Origin of the sequence: Enterobacter nematophilus (assembly GCF_026344075.1) — a bacterium.
GTDB lineage: Bacteria > Pseudomonadota > Gammaproteobacteria > Enterobacterales > Enterobacteriaceae > Enterobacter > Enterobacter nematophilus.
Window position 1 is genome coordinate 247,197 of record NZ_JAPKNE010000004.1, and the last position, 18,770, is coordinate 265,966.

General features: G+C 56.3%; 18 protein-coding genes and 3 tRNA genes. 9 read left to right on the forward strand and 12 right to left on the reverse strand.

Annotated elements, in window-relative coordinates:
* The 3 genes from OSH03_RS13670 to OSH03_RS13680 all read left to right on the forward strand — a co-directional run bounded on the left by OSH03_RS13670 (nt 1) and on the right by OSH03_RS13680 (nt 3,771).
* Nucleotides 1-2,397, forward strand: a complete 2,397-nt coding sequence (locus OSH03_RS13670; protein ID WP_420909759.1) for a fimbrial biogenesis usher protein — start codon at nt 1-3, stop codon at nt 2,395-2,397.
* Nucleotides 2,394-2,951, forward strand: a complete 558-nt coding sequence (locus OSH03_RS13675; protein ID WP_266179316.1) for a DUF1120 domain-containing protein — start codon at nt 2,394-2,396, stop codon at nt 2,949-2,951. Before OSH03_RS13670 ends, OSH03_RS13675 begins: the two co-directional genes overlap by 4 nt.
* A 115-nt stretch (nt 2,952-3,066) precedes the next feature.
* Complete coding sequence (locus tag OSH03_RS13680) at nt 3,067-3,771, forward strand: DUF1120 domain-containing protein (RefSeq protein ID WP_266179317.1); 705 nt, start codon at nt 3,067-3,069, stop codon at nt 3,769-3,771.
* Between the two features lie 42 nt (nt 3,772-3,813).
* Here OSH03_RS13680 and deoD read toward each other — a convergent pair whose 3' ends face one another.
* The 4 genes from deoD to deoC all read right to left on the reverse strand — a co-directional run bounded on the left by deoD (nt 3,814) and on the right by deoC (nt 8,153).
* Nucleotides 3,814-4,536, reverse strand: a complete 723-nt coding sequence (gene deoD, locus OSH03_RS13685; RefSeq protein ID WP_010427122.1) for a purine-nucleoside phosphorylase — start codon at nt 4,534-4,536, stop codon at nt 3,814-3,816.
* A 128-nt stretch (nt 4,537-4,664) separates the two neighbouring features.
* Nucleotides 4,665-5,888: a phosphopentomutase gene (deoB, locus tag OSH03_RS13690; protein ID WP_028015441.1), complete on the reverse strand. Its 1,224-nt coding sequence runs from the start codon at nt 5,886-5,888 to the stop codon at nt 4,665-4,667.
* A gap of 53 nt (nt 5,889-5,941) precedes the next feature.
* Nucleotides 5,942-7,264 (reverse strand): thymidine phosphorylase, encoded by a 1,323-nt coding sequence (gene deoA / locus OSH03_RS13695; RefSeq protein WP_061099305.1) that lies wholly within the window; start codon nt 7,262-7,264, stop codon nt 5,942-5,944.
* 109 nt (nt 7,265-7,373) lie between these two features.
* Nucleotides 7,374-8,153, reverse strand: coding sequence for a deoxyribose-phosphate aldolase (deoC, locus tag OSH03_RS13700; protein ID WP_061099306.1), 780 nt, complete (start codon nt 8,151-8,153; stop codon nt 7,374-7,376).
* Between the two features lie 262 nt (nt 8,154-8,415).
* Between deoC and OSH03_RS13705 the strand changes: the two genes are divergently transcribed.
* Entirely contained in the window at nt 8,416-9,951 is a 1,536-nt protein-coding gene (locus OSH03_RS13705) for a YjjI family glycine radical enzyme (protein ID WP_266179318.1), read from the forward strand.
* Nucleotides 9,926-10,768, forward strand: coding sequence for a YjjW family glycine radical enzyme activase (locus OSH03_RS13710; RefSeq protein WP_266179319.1), 843 nt, complete (start codon nt 9,926-9,928; stop codon nt 10,766-10,768). The genes OSH03_RS13705 and OSH03_RS13710 overlap by 26 nt, the downstream gene beginning before the upstream one ends.
* On the opposite strand, the gene OSH03_RS13715 is transcribed toward OSH03_RS13710, so the two are convergent.
* From OSH03_RS13715 to OSH03_RS13750, 8 genes are all read right to left on the reverse strand, one after another.
* The gene (locus OSH03_RS13715; RefSeq protein WP_266179320.1) at nt 10,763-11,545 is read right to left on the reverse strand and encodes a TatD family hydrolase; all 783 of its coding nucleotides are present in this window, start codon (nt 11,543-11,545) and stop codon (nt 10,763-10,765) included. The genes OSH03_RS13710 and OSH03_RS13715 overlap by 6 nt on opposite strands.
* Nucleotides 11,542-12,594, reverse strand: a complete 1,053-nt coding sequence (locus OSH03_RS13720) for a patatin-like phospholipase family protein (RefSeq protein ID WP_266179321.1) — start codon at nt 12,592-12,594, stop codon at nt 11,542-11,544. Before OSH03_RS13720 ends, OSH03_RS13715 begins: the two co-directional genes overlap by 4 nt.
* Before the next feature lie 120 nt (nt 12,595-12,714).
* On the reverse strand, nt 12,715-12,876 hold the full coding sequence (locus OSH03_RS13725; RefSeq protein WP_003856556.1) for a DUF1328 domain-containing protein: 162 nt from the start codon (nt 12,874-12,876) through the stop codon (nt 12,715-12,717).
* Nucleotides 12,877-13,003: 127 nt separating this feature from the next.
* Nucleotides 13,004-13,621 (reverse strand): molecular chaperone OsmY, encoded by a 618-nt coding sequence (osmY, locus tag OSH03_RS13730; protein WP_028015434.1) that lies wholly within the window; start codon nt 13,619-13,621, stop codon nt 13,004-13,006.
* Nucleotides 13,622-13,921: 300 nt separating this feature from the next.
* Entirely contained in the window at nt 13,922-15,511 is a 1,590-nt protein-coding gene (gene prfC, locus OSH03_RS13735) for a peptide chain release factor 3 (RefSeq protein WP_028015433.1), read from the reverse strand.
* Nucleotides 15,512-15,602: 91 nt separating this feature from the next.
* Nucleotides 15,603-16,280, reverse strand: coding sequence for a pyrimidine 5'-nucleotidase (gene yjjG / locus OSH03_RS13740; RefSeq protein WP_061099311.1), 678 nt, complete (start codon nt 16,278-16,280; stop codon nt 15,603-15,605).
* 19 nt (nt 16,281-16,299) lie between these two features.
* Nucleotides 16,300-16,743 (reverse strand): ribosomal protein S18-alanine N-acetyltransferase, encoded by a 444-nt coding sequence (gene rimI / locus OSH03_RS13745; protein WP_061099312.1) that lies wholly within the window; start codon nt 16,741-16,743, stop codon nt 16,300-16,302.
* Entirely contained in the window at nt 16,712-17,125 is a 414-nt protein-coding gene (locus tag OSH03_RS13750) for a DNA polymerase III subunit psi (protein ID WP_266179322.1), read from the reverse strand. Before OSH03_RS13750 ends, rimI begins: the two co-directional genes overlap by 32 nt.
* A 102-nt stretch (nt 17,126-17,227) precedes the next feature.
* Between OSH03_RS13750 and rsmC the strand changes: the two genes are divergently transcribed.
* The 4 genes from rsmC (at nt 17,228) to OSH03_RS13770 (ending at nt 18,752) form a co-directional block, all read left to right on the forward strand.
* Entirely contained in the window at nt 17,228-18,256 is a 1,029-nt protein-coding gene (rsmC, locus tag OSH03_RS13755; protein ID WP_266179323.1) for a 16S rRNA (guanine(1207)-N(2))-methyltransferase RsmC, read from the forward strand.
* Between the two features lie 174 nt (nt 18,257-18,430).
* Nucleotides 18,431-18,517, forward strand: a tRNA-Leu gene (locus OSH03_RS13760).
* A 28-nt stretch (nt 18,518-18,545) separates the two neighbouring features.
* Nucleotides 18,546-18,632 (forward strand) — tRNA-Leu (locus tag OSH03_RS13765).
* 33 nt (nt 18,633-18,665) lie between these two features.
* A tRNA-Leu gene (locus OSH03_RS13770) sits at nt 18,666-18,752 on the forward strand.
* Nucleotides 18,753-18,770: the final 18 nt, after the last annotated feature.

An 18,770-nucleotide genomic window follows, 5' to 3' on the forward strand; every position in this document is an offset into this window, starting at 1 on the left:
TTGCGCAACAGGATGCGCCAAACGGTAGTCGTAGCAGCATTACTGCCGTCTTCGGCGCTCTATGCGTCCGATTTAGATTTCAATACCGATATTCTGGCGACGCGCGGTATCAGTACCAACCTCGCCCACTATTTTTCTGAGGCTCAGCGCTATCTGCCGGGAAAACATGCCGTGCGGGTCAGCATCAACGGTATTGAAAAAGGCAGTCTGGCCGTTCGGATTGGCGACGAGGGGCAGCTTTGCGTAGATAATGATTTCACCAGCGCAGCGGGTCTTTTACCGTTGAACGTCAGCGAAAAAGAAAAGTGCCACGATCTGCGTACGGACTACCCCACCGCCACGGTCACCTTATTACCAAATACCGAGTCGCTGGAAATTTTTGTCCCGGCGGAAGCGATGGATACCGGATTCTATGCCGCCAAATACTACGCCCACGGCGGTACCGCGGGCTTAATTAACTACAGCGTTTTCAGCAACTACAACGAATACGGTAGCGGCGCAAACAGTACCTTTTCACAGGGAAATATTGGCACCGGCATCAACCTTGCGAACTGGACGCTGCGCAGCAATTACATCCTCACGGATGATAACGGCACCCGCACTGCCGAGAATCTCTATACCTACGCAGAGCACGTTTTTGAAGAGCGGAAGATGCGCGTTCAGGTAGGGCAAATTAACGCCAGTTCAGCACTCTTTAGCGGCGCACAAATCACCGGGGCGCAGCTTATGCCGGAGACGAGCCTTCAACCTAATTTTCAGGTTACTCAGGTTTCGGGCATTGCCCGTACGCATCAGGCCCGCGTTGAGGTGCGCCAGTCGGGCCAGGTGATCTACTCGTCGCTGGTCAACGCGGGGCCGTTTACCCTCTCGGACGTACCCATTGTGCGCGGTAACGTTGACCTGAACGTCAGCGTCGTTGAAACCGATGGGACGACAACGCAATTTACCGTGCCCTCCTCCTCGCTTAACGTCACCGGCAGCAACCGCGCCGAGGGGTTAAGCCTGTCCTTTGGGCAGGTTCGCGACAGCGGTGATGAAAATAGCTCGCCGTGGGTGTTCAATATTTCCGACGGGACGAGCATAACCCCCTATCTGACGGCGCTGGCCGCAGGCGTTCTGGCTGAGAAATATCAGGCGACAGGCGCAAAGATTGACTGGACGGTAAACGAAAATTGGCTTATTTCGCCGAGCGTATTGCTGAGCCAGTCCCAATTCTACGACCCGCAAAAGGGCAGTAAGGTTGAGCTCAGCAGCAACCTTCTCCTCCCCGCACAGCTTACGCTGGGGCTGAGTGCATCCCAGTTCAACGGCGGCTTTCGCGAGCTTACTGAAGCCATGGATGAAGAGGCGCAAAGCTATGAGAATTCCTGGAACGCGAGCCTGAGCTGGAATAACGAGTACATCGGTTCTTTATCGTTGCAGTACAGCGCGAATTCGGGTGACGAAAGCAGCAGCGACACCCGTTATCTGATGGCCTCGTGGAGTAAGAGCCTGGGGCGAAGCTCACTGTCCGTAAACTGGCAGCACGCCATGAACAGCAGCGATGCTGAGAACAACGCCGGCAATAATGACGATCTCTTTTATGTCAGCCTGATCGTCCCGCTGGGTGAAGATCGCGTCAGCACGTATATGCGCAGGCAGGACAAAAAACAGAACTATGGGGTTCAGGACAGCGGCGCCATCGGCTCGAACTTCAATTACAACATCTCTGCCGATCGCGATAACGACGATAAGAGCAACGCCTTCAACGGCAACATTAGTACCAACCTGCACTACACCCAGCTTGGCTTGTCTGCCGGTCTCAGCGACGGAAATCAGCATAACTACAGCGCCTCCCTGAGTGGCGGTATCGCGCTGCATCGTCATGGCGTCACCTTTGCGCCCTATCCGATCAAAGAGACCTTCGGCATTGCGCGTTTGAGCGAGCCGGAGAGCGGGATTGAGATCGCCACGCCAGACGGTACCGTCTGGACCAACTACTGGGGGCAGGCGGTGGTCCCCGGCCTGCGGGAGTGGCAAAAATCGCAGATCGTTATCAACGCCAGCTCGCTGCCGCAGGGCATGGATTTATCCAACGGCATTCAGACCGTTTCCGCGGCGTATGGCTCCTTCGCGCAGGTCGATTTCCAGGTGCTGAACACCCGTCGCGTCATGCTGCAGGTTAAACGTCCCGGCGGGAGCTGGCTCGAAAGAGGGCTGAGTATCGTGGATAAGGAGAGCAATTATATTGTCAGCGTAATGGATAACGGCAGCGTATTTATTCCCGATGCGTCAGAGACGCCCGCGCTCTATGTCGTGGACGACAATATGACCCGAATCTGCCAAATCAGCTATTCACTGAATGAAGAGAAAGACAAAGACGCCTATTACGAAAAAGCAGAAGGAACGTGCCAGTGAAAATAATCAACGTGATGCTCTGCGGTCTGGCATTACTCTTTTCCTCCGGAGCATTGAGCGAGGAATGCCAGATTGCCCTCTCCCAGCCTACGGTCTCGTTTGGGCGGTTTAAGCAGGATGATATTGCCGCCTCGCGGAAAAACTGGAACCGCATGCCCGCCAGGGAGGTCATGGTGAACGTGTTTTGCCCACGGCCCCGCGTGATGGCGCTTTTCATGCAGTCGACGTCAGGGCTCCACGGCGGCGTTCTGTTTGGTGATGAGGGCCGGCTGGCGCTTGTGGCGGACAAAATGACGGTTGATGGTCAGCGCTACGATGTTGTGAAAACCACTGACCGGGTGGGATTCACCTCAACGGATAGTCCCAAAGAAAAGGTCTTTTTGAAAAGCAACGAAGGCCTGGTAGCCCGGCAGAATGCCGCACCGGTGCGCGGCAAGCAGATGAGCGTGACGATAAAAATTACCCCTGTCCTTAATGATACTTTGCTGCGCCGGGTCTCCGATAATACGGAGCTGGAGAGCATCCTTGCATGGGAATTATTAACGGCAGACTAAAAGAATTCATTGCTGGATTAATTATCCAGGTGAATAGAAAGAAAAAATAACCATTAAAACGCGTGGTTCCGTCCATGCAGTTTAATATTCATTTTATCTATGTTAAGGATTAACCATGAAAAAAAATCTCCTGGTCGCCGCACTGGCGCTGGTCACGACCTGCGCTCATGCGGGGGATACGGCGGTGCTGAAGGTGAAAGCCTCGCTGACCAGCAACTCCTGTACCCCAGAACTCAGCAACGATGGGACGATCGATTTTGGCACCGTGCAGGTTGGCGATCTCTCTCAGACTCAGACAACGCAGCTGGGTGAAAAGGGGCTGACGTTAACCATCACCTGCCCAACGCCAACGAAAGTGGGCTGGAGCATTGCGGATAACCGCACTGACTCTAACGCCAGCACGGGCAGCAGCTCAAATCTGAAGGTGATGAACGCCACGTCAAACGGCGGCGAACTGCGGGGCAGCATGGCTACCTTTGGCCTCGGTAAAACCCATGATGGCAAAAACATCGGTGCCTATTCCATTTACACCAGCACGGGAGAGGTAACGGCCAACGGGTCCGCGGTTGAGCCCATTCGTACCGCGGTGACCGCAGGCGTGGGAATGAGTCGCTGGCAGAAAGCCAATGGTGGCACCATCGCGAATAAAAACCTGGGCCTGATGAGCGTAGCGTCCACGGGCAAAACGGAGCCAATGGCGGTGACCAGCGTCTCTTTCCCGCTGAACGTCTCGCTGGCGGTTGAAAACCTGAAGAACCTGTCACTGACGGAAGATACCGAGTTTGATGGTCAGGCGACCATTAGCGTGGTGTATCTGTAAGGGAAGAAATGCCGGGCTGCGAACTCAGCCCGGCAGACAACATTACTCTTTATCGCCCAGCAGAACGGATTCCAGCGCGATTTTGATCATGTCGTTGAAGGTGGTCTGACGCTCGGCAGCGGTGGTCTGCTCGTGGGTACGGATGTGGTCAGAAACGGTGCAGATGGTCAGCGCTTTCGCACCAAACTCAGCCGCGACGCCGTAGATACCCGCCGCTTCCATTTCCACGCCCAGAATGCCGTATTTTTCCATCACGTCGAACATCTCGCCGCCGTCCGGTGCATAGAACAGATCGGCAGAGAAGATGTTACCCACGCGCGCTTCAACGCCCAGCGCTTTTGCCGCGTCAACCGCGTCACGCACCATGCCGAAGTCAGCAATTGCCGCGAAGTCGTGGTCTTTGAAACGCATACGGTTAACTTTGGAATCGGTGCAGGCACCCATGCCGATAACGATATCGCGCAGCTTAACGTCCATACGCACCGCGCCGCATGAGCCCACGCGGATGATTTTCTTCACGCCGAAGTCGGTGATCAGCTCTTTGGTGTAGATGGAGCAGGATGGGATACCCATGCCGTGGCCCATGACGGAGATTTTGCGGCCTTTATAGGTACCGGTGAAGCCCAGCATGCCGCGAACGTTGTTCACTTCACGCACGTCTTCGAGGAAGGTTTCTGCAATGTGCTTCGCGCGCAGCGGGTCGCCCGGCATCAATACGACGTCAGCGAAATCACCCATTTCTGCGTTAATGTGAGGAGTTGCCATCTTCAGTTCCTTTTCATTTAAATTCTCCCTCTCCCTGTGGGAGAGGGTTGGGGTGAGGGCATCAGGCCGCACCCGTGTTTCTCGTGGGAGAGGGCCGAGGTGAGGGCATCAGGCCGCACCCAATCCGTTTAGAACATAGCCTTGCCATATTCCATGTCAGACGTGCCAAAGTATTTCGCAATGGTCTGGCCGATGTCCGCGAAGGTTTCACGGTGTCCCAGCGAGCCCGGCTTCACTTTCGGGCCGTACACCAGCACCGGAATGTGCTCACGGGTGTGGTCGGTACCGGTCCAGGTTGGGTCACAGCCGTGGTCGGCGGTCAGGATCAGAATGTCATCTTCACCCACCAGCTCCATCAGCTCAGGCAGACGGCGGTCGAACAGTTCCAGACCGGCCGCGTAACCCGCAACGTCGCGACGGTGGCCCCAGGAGGAGTCGAAGTCCACGAAATTGGTGAAGACGATGGTCTTGTCGCCCGCTTCTTTCATCTCTTTGATGGTTGCATCGAACAGCGCATCCAGACCGGTGGCTTTCACTTTTTTAGTGATGCCGCAGTTGGCGTAGATATCCGCGATTTTGCCCACGGAAACCACGTGGCCGCCCTTCTCGTCGACCAGCTTCTGCAGCACGGTTGGCGCCGGTGGCTCAACGGCCAGGTCGTGACGGTTACCGGTACGCTGGAAGTTACCCGCTTTGTCGCCGATAAACGGACGCGCGATCACGCGGCCAATGTTATAGCCGCCTTCGGTCAGCTCTTCACGGGCGATTTCGCACAGCTCGTAGAGTTTATCCAGACCAAACGTCTCTTCGTGGCACGCAATCTGGAACACGGAGTCAGCGGAGGTGTAGAAAATCGGCTTGCCGGTTTTCATGTGCTCTTCGCCGAGCTGATCCAGAATCACGGTCCCGGAAGAGTGGCAGTTACCGAGGTAGCCCGGCAGATTGGCACGCTTCACCAGCTTATCAAGCAGCTCCTGCGGGAAGCTGTTCTCGTGATCGGAGAAGTAACCCCAGTCGAACAGCACCGGCACGCCGGCAATTTCCCAGTGGCCAGACGGCGTATCTTTACCGGAAGAGAGCTCGTGCGCCCAGGCATAGGCGCCTACCACTTCCGCGTTGCCGTCCATACCGGCTGCGATTTTACCGGTAGAACCTTCATGCGCTTTCACCAGACCGAGGCGGGTCAGGTTTGGCAGAGTCAGAGGGCCTTTACGACCGTTGTCCGCTTCGCCTTTGGCACAGGCTTCCGCGATGTGACCCATGGTATCGGAACCCACGTCACCAAAACGTTCTGCATCTTCGGTTGCGCCGATGCCGAATGAGTCCAGCACCATAATAAATGCACGTTTCATAATTGTTCTCCGTACTTAGTGCTTCATAAAAATGCGATCAGATCAGTATACCGCTATTCGGTGATACGGCGATAGACCGTTGGAGTGCTTTCCGGCGCTTTATCATCAAGCGTAATGGCTGCTTTCACCGCTTTCGCCGCGTCCTGCCAGCTGGCTTCATCTTTGGCGTGGATCACCGCCAGCGGACGTTGTCCGTCCACGCTGTCGCCCAGACGGGCCATATCGGTAAAGCCGACGCTGTAATCAATGGTGTCCGATGCCTGACGACGACCGCCGCCCATAGACACGACAGCCATGCCGAGCGCGCGGGTGTCCATGGCGGAGACAAAGCCTTCGCTATCCGCATAGACCGCTTTGCTGAGCATCGCGGTTGGCAGGTACTTCGCGTAATTTTCGACGAAATCGGTCGGGCCTTTCTGAGCCGCTACCATGCGGCCAAAGATCTCCGCCGCTTTGCCGTTGTCCAGCACCGCCTGCAGCTTCGCTCGGGCTTCCGCATCGTCTTTGGCCAGCTTGCCGGAGATGAGCATCTCCACGCACAGCGCCATGGTGACGTCGAACAGACGCGGGTTGCGGTATTCGCCCGTGAGGAACTGAACGGCTTCGCGGACTTCGACCGCGTTACCGGCGCTGGAGGCCAGCACCTGGTTCATGTCGGTCAGCAGCGCGGTGGTGCGCACGCCCGCGCCGTTGGAGACGCCAACGATCGCTTCGGCAAGCTGAGCAGAGAGTTCATAGGTCGGCATAAACGCGCCGCTGCCTACCTTCACATCCATCACCAGCGCGTCCAGCCCTTCTGCCAGCTTTTTAGCGAGGATCGAGGCGGTGATCAGTGGGATAGAATCGACGGTTGCGGTGATATCGCGCGTCGCGTAAAAACGCTTGTCGGCCGGCGCAAGAGAGCTGGTCTGGCCGATAATCGCCACGCCAACGTCTTTAATAATGTCACGGAAGCGGTTGTCATCCGGGAAGATATCGAAGCCCGGAATGGCTTCCAGTTTGTCGAGCGTACCGCCGGTGTGCCCCAGTCCGCGCCCGGAGATCATTGGAATGTAGCCGCCGCAGGCTGCCACCATTGGGCCAAGCATCAGGGAGGTCACGTCGCCCACGCCGCCGGTGGAGTGTTTGTCAACGATCGGGCCGTTGAGGTTGAGGCTTTTCCAGTCCAGAACGGTTCCTGAATCTCGCATCGCCATGGTCAGCGACACGCGCTCGGGCATCGACATATCGTGGAAGAAAATGGTCATCGCCAGAGCCGCAATCTGCCCTTCAGAGATGGTGTTATCACGAATACCATTGATAAAGAAGCGAATTTCTTCGTCGCTTAATGCATGACCATCACGTTTTTTACGAATAATTTCTTGTGCAAGAAACACGGTAACCTCCATGCGGAATCGGGGGAGTTGTGGCGGGTGGCGCTACGCTTACCCGCCCTGCGATCCTGTAGGCCGAATAAGCGAAGCGTCATCCGGCATTGTCTGGCCATCAGTAGCTGCTTGCGCTCTTACCGTCGCCGTGACCCAGCGCCTTCAGCAGGCTTGCCAGCAGGCTGGACGCACCGAAGCGGTAGTGGCGGGAGTCCGCCCACTCTGCGCCAAACAGCTCGTCGGCAATCGCCAGGAACTGCTGCGCGTCTTCCGCGGTACGCACGCCGCCCGCAGGCTTGAAGCCAACGGTTTTGGACACGCCCATATCGCGGATAACTTCCATCATGATGCGCGCGCTTTCCGGGGTCGCATTGACCGGCACTTTACCGGTAGAGGTTTTGATGAAATCCGCACCGGCTTTGATGGAGATTTCAGACGCCTTACGAATCAGCGCCTCTTCTTTCAGCTCGCCGGTTTCGATGATCACTTTAAGCCAAACGTTTGCCGCCGCACACGCGTCTTTACAGGCTTTCACCAGGTCAAAACCGACCTGCTCGTTGCCGGCGATCAGCGCGCGGTAAGGGAACACCACGTCAACTTCGTCTGCACCGTAGGCAATGGCCGCGCGGGTTTCAGCCAGCGCGATCTCGATATCGTCGTTGCCGTGCGGGAAGTTAGTGACGGTTGCAATGCGCACGTCCGGGGTGCCCTGCTCTTTCAGAGTCTTGCGGGCAATCGGGATAAAGCGCGGGTAGATGCAGACAGCGGCGGTGTTGCCCACTGGCGTTTTCGCCTGATGGCACAGGGCGATGACTTTTTCATTGGTGTCGTCATCGTTCAGGGTGGTCAGGTCCATCAGCTTCAACGCGCGCAGGCTGCTTGCAGTTAAATCGGTCATAACATTCTCCAACGGCAGTGCCGTATCAATTTTAACTTGCGGGTCTGTGAGTATTCTAACATTCACCCGCATCCACACTTCGACATTCATCACAGTTAATGAAAACTGCGTACAAATTTGCATTACTGTAATGAGATCTTCTTCAAACTTTAGCGTGCAAATTGCTGGCTAAAGCAGCGATACCCCTTGTTGGATCAAAAGCGCCGGCAGGCTGGCTTTCTACAATTCGTTCATCATCCGCAGAACATTCAAGGAAGTGAACATGCCCGACGCCCTGCAACAACGTTGCCAGCATATTGTGACAAGCCCGGTGTTAACCCCGGAGCAAAAACGTCATTTTCTGGCGCTGGAGGCGGAAAACAATCTGCCCTATCCCGCTCTGCCAGAGTCGGCACGCGCCGCGCTGGACGAGGGGTTTATCTGCGACATGTTCGAAGGCCATGCACCCTACAAACCGCGCTACGTGCTGCCGGATTATGAAAAATTCCTGGCTAACGGTTCGGAATGGCTGGAGCTGGAAGGCGCGAAAGATCTTGATAACGCCCTCTCGCTGTTAACCATTCTCTACCACCATGTTCCTTCAGTGACATCAATGCCGGTCTATCTCGGCCAGCTCGACGCGATTCTGAACCCGTATGTTAGAATTCTAACACAGGAAGAGATCGATAGCCGAATAAAACGTTTCTGGCGCTATCTCGACAGAACGCTGCCCGATGCGTTTATGCACGCCAACATCGGGCCCGCCGACGGCCCTGTCACCCGTGCCATTCTGCGTGCAGATGCCGAACTGAAGCAGGTTGCGCCCAATCTGACCTTTATCTACGATCCTGAGATCACCCCGGACGATCTGCTGCTTGAGGTGGCAAAAAATATTTGTGAATGCAGCAAGCCGCATATTTCAAACGGTCCGGTGAATGATAAAATTTTCACAAAAGGCCGTTTTGGGGTGGTGAGCTGTTACAACTCTCTGCCGCTGGCGGGCGGTGGCAGCACCCTGGTGCGCCTTAACCTCAAGGCAATCGCCGAACACAGCACATCCATTGACGATTTCTTTACCCGCACGCTTCCGCACTACTGCCAGCAGCAAATCGCCATCATCGATGCCCGCTGTGAGTTCCTGTATGAGCAATCCGGCTTCTTTGAGAATAGCTTCCTGGTGAAAGAGGGGCTGATTGATGCCGATCGGTTTGTGCCCATGTTTGGCATGTACGGTCTTGCCGAAGCGGTGAACATACTGTGTGAGAAAGCAGGCATCGCGGGGCGTTACGGTAAATACGAGCAGGCCAACGCGCTGGGCTATCGCATCAGCGAACAGCTTGCGGCGTTTGTTGAAAATACGCCGGTGAAGCACGGCTGGAAGCATCGCGCGATGCTGCACGCCCAGTCAGGCATCAGCTCCGATTCGGGCACCACGCCGGGCGCTCGCCTTCCCTACGGCGACGAGCCGGATCCCATCAGTCATCTGCTGGCCGTAGCGCCGCACCATAAACACTATCACTCCGGGATCAGCGATATTTTAACGCTGGATGAGACGGTAAAACGCAATCCGCAGGCGGTGGTTCAGCTTTGCCTGGGCGCGTTCAGGGCCGGTATGCGTGAATTCACCGCGAATGTGGCAGGTAACGATCTGGTGCGCGTGACCGGGTATATGGTTCGCTTGTCGGATCTGGAGAAATACCGGGAAGCGGGTTCGAGAACGAACACCACGTGGCTGGGGGAAGAGGCCGCGCGCAATACCCGTATTCTGGAACGTCAGCCGCGCGTGATAAGCCATGAACAGCAGATGCGCTTTAGTTAGTCAGGTCATCCCTTTTTCCTGCGTAGACGGGCCGGGCAGCCGCCTGGCGCTGTTTCTTCAGGGCTGCAACCTGCGCTGCAAAACCTGCCACAACCCGTGGACCATCGGGCGCTGCAACGACTGCGGGGACTGCGTCCCCCGCTGCCCGCACGACGCGCTGACCATTCAGGCCGGGCGCGTCTGGTGGCAGGAGAGTCACTGCCGGCAGTGCGACACCTGCCTGCGCCTGTGCCAGCAGCAGGCCACGCCCATGGCGCACCGACTGAGCGTCGACGAGATCCTCGTTCAGGTCCGTAAATCCGCGCCCTTTATCGAAGGGATCACCGTGAGCGGCGGCGAGGCCACCACGCAGCTGCCGTTTTTGATCGCCCTGTTCACCGCGATTAAAGCCGATCCCTCCTTGCGTCACCTCACCTGCCTGGTAGACAGCAACGGTCTGCTAAGCGCAACCGGCTGGCAAAAACTGCTGCCGGTGCTGGATGGCGCAATGCTGGATCTCAAAGCGTGGGGGAATGAACATCACCGCTTTCTGACCGGACGCGATAACCCGCAGATTAAGGAGAGCATTCGCTGGCTGGCAGACCGTCACCGTTTGACGGAGCTCCGCCTGTTGGTCATCCCGGAACAGTGTGATTATCTGGAACATATCAAACCGTTGATCGCGTTCATCCACGGGCTGGGGAATGCGTTTCATGCGCACGGGGTTTACGGCGAGGCGGCGTCATGGCGCAGCGCCACGCCGGAGGATATTGAGCCGCTGGCGCGGGCGCTGGAAAAACAGAAGATAACGGTGATTCGTCCGGCGCTTTATCTATAGCGTGATGCCAAAAACCGAACGGGTATTTTCGAGCAGCGCGCCGGCAATGACCTCTTCAGGTTCCTGACGCAGTTCGCACAGTACGTCAAACACCCGTACCGCCTGTTCCGGGCGATTCGGCTGCCCCTGAAAACCATTCAGCGGCATATCCGGCGCATCGGTTTCCAGCAGGAGCGCCGACAGCGGCAGCTGCGCCATCACGTCACGGGTTTTACTGGCGCGTGGATAGGTGATGGTACCACCGACGCCAATTTTATAGCCCAGCTCAATAAAACGCTGCGCCTGCTGCAGGCTGCCGGAAAAACCGTGCACTACGCCTCTTCGCGGCAGGTCGATGCGCTTCAGGTGCATCGCCAGTTTGTCGTGGGTGCGTCGGGAGTGGAGGATCACCGGCAGATCGTGGCGCTTTGCCAGCCGAAGCTGTGCGTCGAGGATCGTCTGCTGGCGTTCAAACTGCGGATCTTCGCGATAGAGATCGAGGCCGATCTCGCCGATGGCGACAAGTTTCTCTCCCGCACTTTGCAGCGCCCGATCCAGCTCTTCAAGATGCTCATCACGATGGCGCTCAATGACAATCGGATGCAGGCCGAGCGCGGCATAAAGCGCGGGGTATCGCGTGGAAAGATCCAGCACGCGGGAAAAATAGGCCGCCTCAACCGACGGCACAATGATGGACTGCACGCCGGCTTCAGCAGCTTTCGCAATGCTTTGCGCTTCATCCCCCGTAAACGGCGGAAAATCAAAGTGGCAATGGGTATCAACAAAGCGGTGCGTCACGCCAGATCCTCGTTATCCAGTAAAGCGTCATTCGCCTGTGGGATATCCACCAGCGGCATGGTCAGGGCGTCGTTGGCGACAATCGCAGGTGGCGTAATAATGCGTTTATGCCGATACAGAGGCGGTTGCTCCGCCAGCATTTTGCCGACCGTCGCCAGGAAGTAACGCCCGCACAGCCGACCCGTTTTGTAATCCATGCGCAGCGCAGGGACGCGGCTGCCCAGCGCCATGCTGACCAGCGGCTTAGGCGGGTAGATCTCGAAAATACGCAGCTTACCCGGCGGTTTCTCAATGAAACGCTGCATCGCGCCGTAGGTGGTTTCATGCTGCTTCGCGATGTTCACCAGCGGCTGCAGGCTGCTGTCGCCCAGCCAGCGCTCCATCCGCTTAAACCACTGGGGGGTGTAATACATTTGCGACGGAACGGTACGGATCACCACGATGGTTTTCGCCCCGCGAAGCGCGGCTTCCTGCACCGGCACCGCGTCGCTGATGCCGCCGTCCAGATAGCTGATGCCATCCAGCAGCGCGCCGGTACGATAAAAACCGGGAATGGCGCTGGAGGCGCGGATGATGTCCAGCCAGTTCTCCTTCTGCGGTGAGAAATAGCCCGGCGAATAGTCATCGCCCCGGCTGGCGCACATCCAGAATTCTTTGCCGCTATCAAACAGGCGGGCGGCAGTATCCATGGCCAGCGGCATCTGGCTGGAGGTCGACTCCAGCAGCCAGTCGAGATCGATCAGGTTGCCGCCGCGCACGAAGCGCACCGGGTTAAAAAATTCTTTCGCCGTGGTGTAGCGCATGATCACTTTTCGCGCGTAGCCGGGCTGGTTACAGACGTAGGCAGAGAGATTCTGCGCCCCGGCGGACGTGCCGAAGTAGAGGTCAAACGGGTTGAACTGCGCGCGCATAAATTCATCCAGCACGCCGGCGGTGAAAATGCCGCGCTGCCCACCCCCCTCGCAGACCAGTGCGAGTTGACCCGCGCGAAACGGTTTTAACGTCAGCGGCGCAATATTGCCGAGCGTAACGGGAATTCGTTGCCCCACCTCTGCTTTCCTGTTTTGATTATTTTATCACTCCACAGTAACGCACCCGACCTGTAACGCAAATAAGAAAAAGCCAGTCGCAGTGACTGGCTTTATTTTGTTGAAGGAATATTGCGTTTGCTACGGACGTCTACGACCCGTAAACAGGCTGACCAGGAACAGAATAATACCGACGACGAAGACAATTTTAGCTGCCCATGCCGCTGTACCTGCCAGTCCACCAAAGCCCAATGCGGCGGCAATTAACGCGATAACCAGAAATATAATGCCCCAACGAAACATAAGCTTCTCCTTTACCATAGTTAATGTCGGCCGCTAAACGTGAGCGCTCAGGTCACTCACCGGCGTTTTTCCAGAGTCGTTCTTATTTCGCCCGCAGGATTTAGCCTGTCGGGCGAATGGTCCAGAATTACTTCGTTTTCAGATCGTTTTTAACGCTTTTCACACCATCAATGGCTTTCGCAATTGACTCGGCACGTTCACTTTGCGCCTGTGAATCAACCGTACCGGAAAGCTGAACCACGCCATCGGTGGTTTCCACTTTCACCTTACGAGACGGCACGATGTCATCTGCTAAAAGTTTAGCTTTGATTTCGCTGGTAGTAGCGGCATCACCGGCATAACCTTTCACCGACGCGTTTTTACCGTCGCGAACGTGGAGTTTATCGCTCACGGATGCGACACCCTCGACACCCTTCGCCACCTTCACGGCCTGTTCGGCCTGGGCCTGGCTTTCAACGAAGCCACTCAGGGTAACGACCTTTTTGTCGGTCTTAACGGAAATATCGGTGCTCTTGATGGCTTCATCATCCACCAGTGCGGCTTTCACTTTTGCTGTGATAGAGCTGTCGTCCATGAAATTACCGACTTTATTCATAGAGCTATCGATTTTTTGCCCTGCGGTATCGGCCGTGGACTGTGCTTTATCCATGGTGCTGCTTTCCGCCAGGGCGGAACCGCTAACCAGAACGCTACCCAGTGTTACAGCCAGCAGAGTTTTAGAAATCTTCAGTCTTGTCATATTCATCGATGTATTCCTGTGTTTTACCCGTTATTCGGGCTAAATACTTCCTTAGTAGTTTTATATATCGCGAATAAACACACGGGTGAAATGGAGAACCAATCGACATGCATTGAACAGTTAATTCATCCACGCCCGGTGCTAAACACTGAGTTAAATATAGATCACTCTCACAATGCCGCTTTCAGAATTGAGTAAAAAACGCGCGAATAGCGTGAATTTGCGGTGAATTAAGAACATTCCGCAAGGGACTAATAAGACAGGAATAAAAAAAGAGCACGGCGATTGCCGTGCTCTGAGAGGGGATTAGTGTTCGCGCGTTTTGCGGAACTGAACGTCTGGATAACGTTCCTGCGTCAGGTTCAGGTTGACCATCGTTGGCGCGATATAGGTCAGGTTGTCGCCGCCATCCAGCGCCAGCTGAATTTCGTTCTTACGCTTAAATTCTTCGAATTTCTTCACGTCAGAACACTCAACCCAGCGCGCGGTCGCCACGTTGACCGATTCGTAAATCGCTTCCACGTTGTACTCGCTCTTCAGGCGCGCAACCACCACGTCGAACTGCAGCACGCCCACCGCGCCGACGATCAGATCGTTGTTGGCGATTGGACGGAACACCTGCACGGCGCCCTCTTCGGAGAGCTGGACCAGGCCTTTCAGCAGCTGTTTCTGCTTAAGCGGATCGCGCAGGCGAATGCGACGGAACAGCTCCGGTGCGAAGTTCGGAATACCCGTGAACTTCATCATCTCGCCCTGGGTGAAGGTATCGCCAATCTGGATCGTACCGTGGTTGTGCAGGCCGATGATGTCGCCCGGATACGCTTCCTCAACGTGCGAGCGATCGCCCGCCATAAAGGTCAGCGCGTCGGAGATCACCACGTCTTTGCCGATACGCACCTGGCGCAGCTTCATGCCCTTCTCATACTTACCGGACACCACGCGCATGAAGGCCACGCGGTCGCGGTGTTTCGGGTCCATGTTGGCCTGAATTTTAAAGACGAAGCCGGTGAACTTCTCTTCTTTTGCTTCCACTTCGCGGGTGTCGGTTTTGCGCGGCATCGGCTGCGGAGCCCACTCCACCAGACCGTCCAGCATGTGGTCTACGCCGAAGTTACCCAGCGCGGTACCGAAGAAGACCGGAGTAATTTCGCCGCTCAGGAACAGCTCTTTGTCGAACTCGTGAGACGCCCCCTTCACCAGCTCCAGCTCGTCGCGCAGCTGCGCGGCCAGCTCTTCGCCAACTGCGGCGTCCAGATCCGGGTTGTCCAGACCTTTGACAATGCGCACTTCCTGAATGGTGTGGCCTTTACCGGTCTGGTACAGATAGGTTTCGTCTTTATAGAGGTGGTAAACGCCTTTGAACAGCTTACCGCAGCCAATTGGCCAGGTGATTGGCGCACAGGCGATCTTCAGCTCGTTTTCCACTTCATCCATCAGCTCCATCGGGTCACGGATGTCACGGTCGAGTTTGTTCATAAAGGTGAGGATCGGCGTATCGCGCAGGCGGGTAACTTCCATCAGCTTGCGGGTACGATCTTCTACACCTTTCGCGGCGTCGATCACCATCAGACAGCAGTCCACCGCCGTCAGGGTACGGTAGGTATCTTCGGAGAAATCTTCGTGGCCCGGGGTGTCCAGCAGGTTCACCAGGCAGTCGTGATACGGGAACTGCATCACGGAAGTGGTAATCGAAATACCACGCTGCTTTTCCATCTCCATCCAGTCAGATTTTGCATGCTGGCTGGAGCCACGGCCTTTCACGGTACCCGCAGTCTGGATCGCCTGTCCGAACAGCAACACCTTCTCGGTGATGGTCGTTTTACCGGCATCCGGGTGCGAGATAATGGCAAAAGTACGGCGCTTGGCCACCTCTTGCAGATAAGGAGACAACGTCATAATTAAATCTTCTTTTATAAGCGCGGCAGCACGCCACGCATCATGGAATACAAAATTGCGGCTATTTTACCCATCAACGGGGGGCAGGCAATCATTGTTTACACAGGAGTTGCTCCAGTTCGGTCAATGACGTGACGGTCCAGGTTGGCTCGATGCCTTCAGGCTTCACGCGGCCATGCGCATTCAGCCAGACGGTCGACAAACCAGACTTCATACCGCCAAGAATATCAGACTCTGCGGTATCACCCACCATCAGCACGCGATCGCGGTCGGGATTACCGGCCTGCGCCAGCGCATAATCGAAGATTCGCGGATCCGGTTTCGGCACCCCAACCTCTTCGGAGATCACCAGCGCGTCGAAATGATCGCGCAGGCCAGTGCGCTCCAGGCGGATTTGCTGTAGCGCGGTGAAGCCGTTAGTGATGATTCCCAGTTTCACTTTCCCTTTCAACGCATTCAACAGAGAAACCGCACCCGGCAGCGGCGCGCAAATATCCGCCATCGCATTGAGAAAAGCCTCGTTCAGCAAGCCTGGGCTCACGTTTAAGCGCTCCGCCCAGACGTCAAATCGCTGGTGCTGAAGCTGTAACGCAGTGATGGCACCGTTCTGGTAATCCACCCACAGCGGCTTATTCACCGCCTGATAGTCCTGAAAATCTTCAGCGGTGAAGGTCACGCTATAGTCGAGAAACATCCGCTGTAGGCCGCCGAACGAGTCAAACGTAAACAGCGTTTCGTCGGCATCAAAGAAAATCCAGTCCCATTTCATCGTTACAACCTTATATTCGTTATCCAATCGGCAGAGCCATGATAATGGCGTCTTCACGTCCCTCTGCGGTGGGGTAGTAGTTACGGCGGACTGTCGCCTCGTTAAAGCCTAAGCTTTCATAGAGCGCGATGGCGGCGACATTCGACGCGCGCACCTCCAGCCACAGGGTGAAAACGTCACGGGTTTCGAGCTCACGAATGAGATGCTCAAGCAGTTCTCTGCCCAGCCCACGGCGCTGAAACGCCGGGTCGACGGCGATGTTAAACAGCGTCGCCTCGTCAAGAACCACCTGCGTGATGGCAAACGCGGCCATGGTGCCGTCAACGTCCAGACGGTAGTTCAGATAGCGCTCGCCCTGATTGCTGGCAAACGTTTTTTCGCTCCACGGAAAGGCGTGGGCGCGTGTTTCAATCGCGAACGCTGCGGTCAGGTCAGGCGTCGTGAGGGAAGAAATCGTGTTCATATTCGCAGATTTGTTGCCATAGCGTGCTGCGCGCCTTCGGATTGGCTTTCAGCTCGTCCAGCGCTGGCGAGCTGATTTGACTCCCCTGAAGAGAGAGGTCGTTTGTCTCTCCGATGCGCCAGCTGTTACAACGGCTATCAGGAGGAAGCATCGCGACACGCTCTGGCGTCAGCTGTAAGACCTGGTCGGGCGTCAGCTTCAGGCTGCGAAGGACATCACCGATCAGGGGTTCATTCAGGGCAGGCAGTTCTTCCGCCACCATCACCAGCCGAACGTGGGCAGGGATGGAGATGGCGATTTCGCCCTGCAACGCCGTCGGGCGACGCAAAGCCCACTGGGTAATGCCCAGCTGCTGCAACTGCCAGTCTCGTCGGGATGTCATAGGGATAACTCCTGTCTCTCAGGCGCGCAAATATAGCAAATGTGTCGAAACTGCGCCATCTACCTACTATAATCCCCGCCTGAGTTTATTGAGGAACAATTCATGTCTGCATTTACCCCGGCAAGTGAAGTCTTGCTGCGTCACAGTGATGATTTCGAAGAAAGCCGTATTCTGTTTGCCGGAGATATGCAGGATGACCTGCCCGCGCGTTTCGACTGTGCTGAAAGCCGTGCCCACACCCAATACTACCACCACTGGCAGGTGCTGAGCCGCCAGATGGGCGAGCGCGCGCGCTTCAGCCTGGTGGCGGAGCAGAGCGATATTGCCGACTGCGATACCCTGATCTACTACTGGCCGAAGAACAAGCCGGAAGCCCAGTTCCAGCTGATGAACCTGCTCTCCCTGCTGCCGGTTGGCTGCGATATTTTCGTGGTCGGTGAAAACCGCAGCGGTGTCCGTAGCGCCGAACAGATGCTGGAAGCCTACGCGCCGCTGACCAAAGTTGACAGCGCGCGTCGCTGCGGCCTGTATCATGGCCGTCTGGAAAAGCAGACAACCTTTGATGCTCAGGCTTACTGGGACGAATATCAGCTTGACGGCCTGACCATCAAAACCCTGCCGGGCGTCTTCAGCCGTGACGCGCTGGATACGGGCAGCAAGCTGCTGCTCTCCACCCTGACGCCGCACACCAAAGGCAAAGTGCTGGACGTGGGCTGCGGCGCGGGCGTGCTTTCAACGGTGCTTGCCAGCCATTCACCAAAAGTGCGTTTAACCCTGTGCGACGTGAGCGCCCCGGCGGTAGAAGCCAGCCGCGCAACGCTTGCGGCCAACGGCATTGAAGGCGAGGTGATTGCCAGCAACGTCTTCTCTGACGTCACCGGCCGCTTTGACATGATTATCTCCAACCCGCCGTTCCACGACGGGATGGAAACCAGCCTCGAAGCTGCGCAAACCCTGATCCGTGGCGCGACTCGCCACCTCAACAGCGGCGGCGAGCTGCGCATCGTCGCGAACGCCTTCCTGTCGTACCCGAAAGTGCTGGACGAAACCTTCGGCTTCCACGAGGTGATCGCCCAGACGGGACGCTTTAAGGTCTACCGCACCGTGATGACGCGTCAGGCAAAGAAATAATTCGCTATACAATCCAGGCCGGATAAGCGCCAGCGCCATCCGGCAAGCAGGCGTCTCAATTCCGTCCATTTTTGCAGCAATCAATAAAAGGCGCGCACTTTTCTGTTGACGTAAAGCTGAAAACATCTAGAATGCGCCTCCGTGGTTACGATACTTTTACAGTATCGATGGTATGCGAAGGTGGCGGAATTGGTAGACGCGCTAGCTTCAGGTGTTAGTGTCCTTACGGATGTGGGGGTTCGAGTCCCCCCCCTCGCACCATAAATCACGTTGATATTGCTCGCACTGGGCGAAGGTGGCGGAATTGGTAGACGCGCTAGCTTCAGGTGTTAGTGTCCTTACGGATGTGGGGGTTCGAGTCCCCCCCCTCGCACCAACGAGGCGATATCAAAATTAGTAAGATGACTGTGCGAAGGTGGCGGAATTGGTAGACGCGCTAGCTTCAGGTGTTAGTGTCCTTACGGATGTGGGGGTTCGAGTCCCCCCCCTCGCACCAATTATCTTGCTTCCCTTC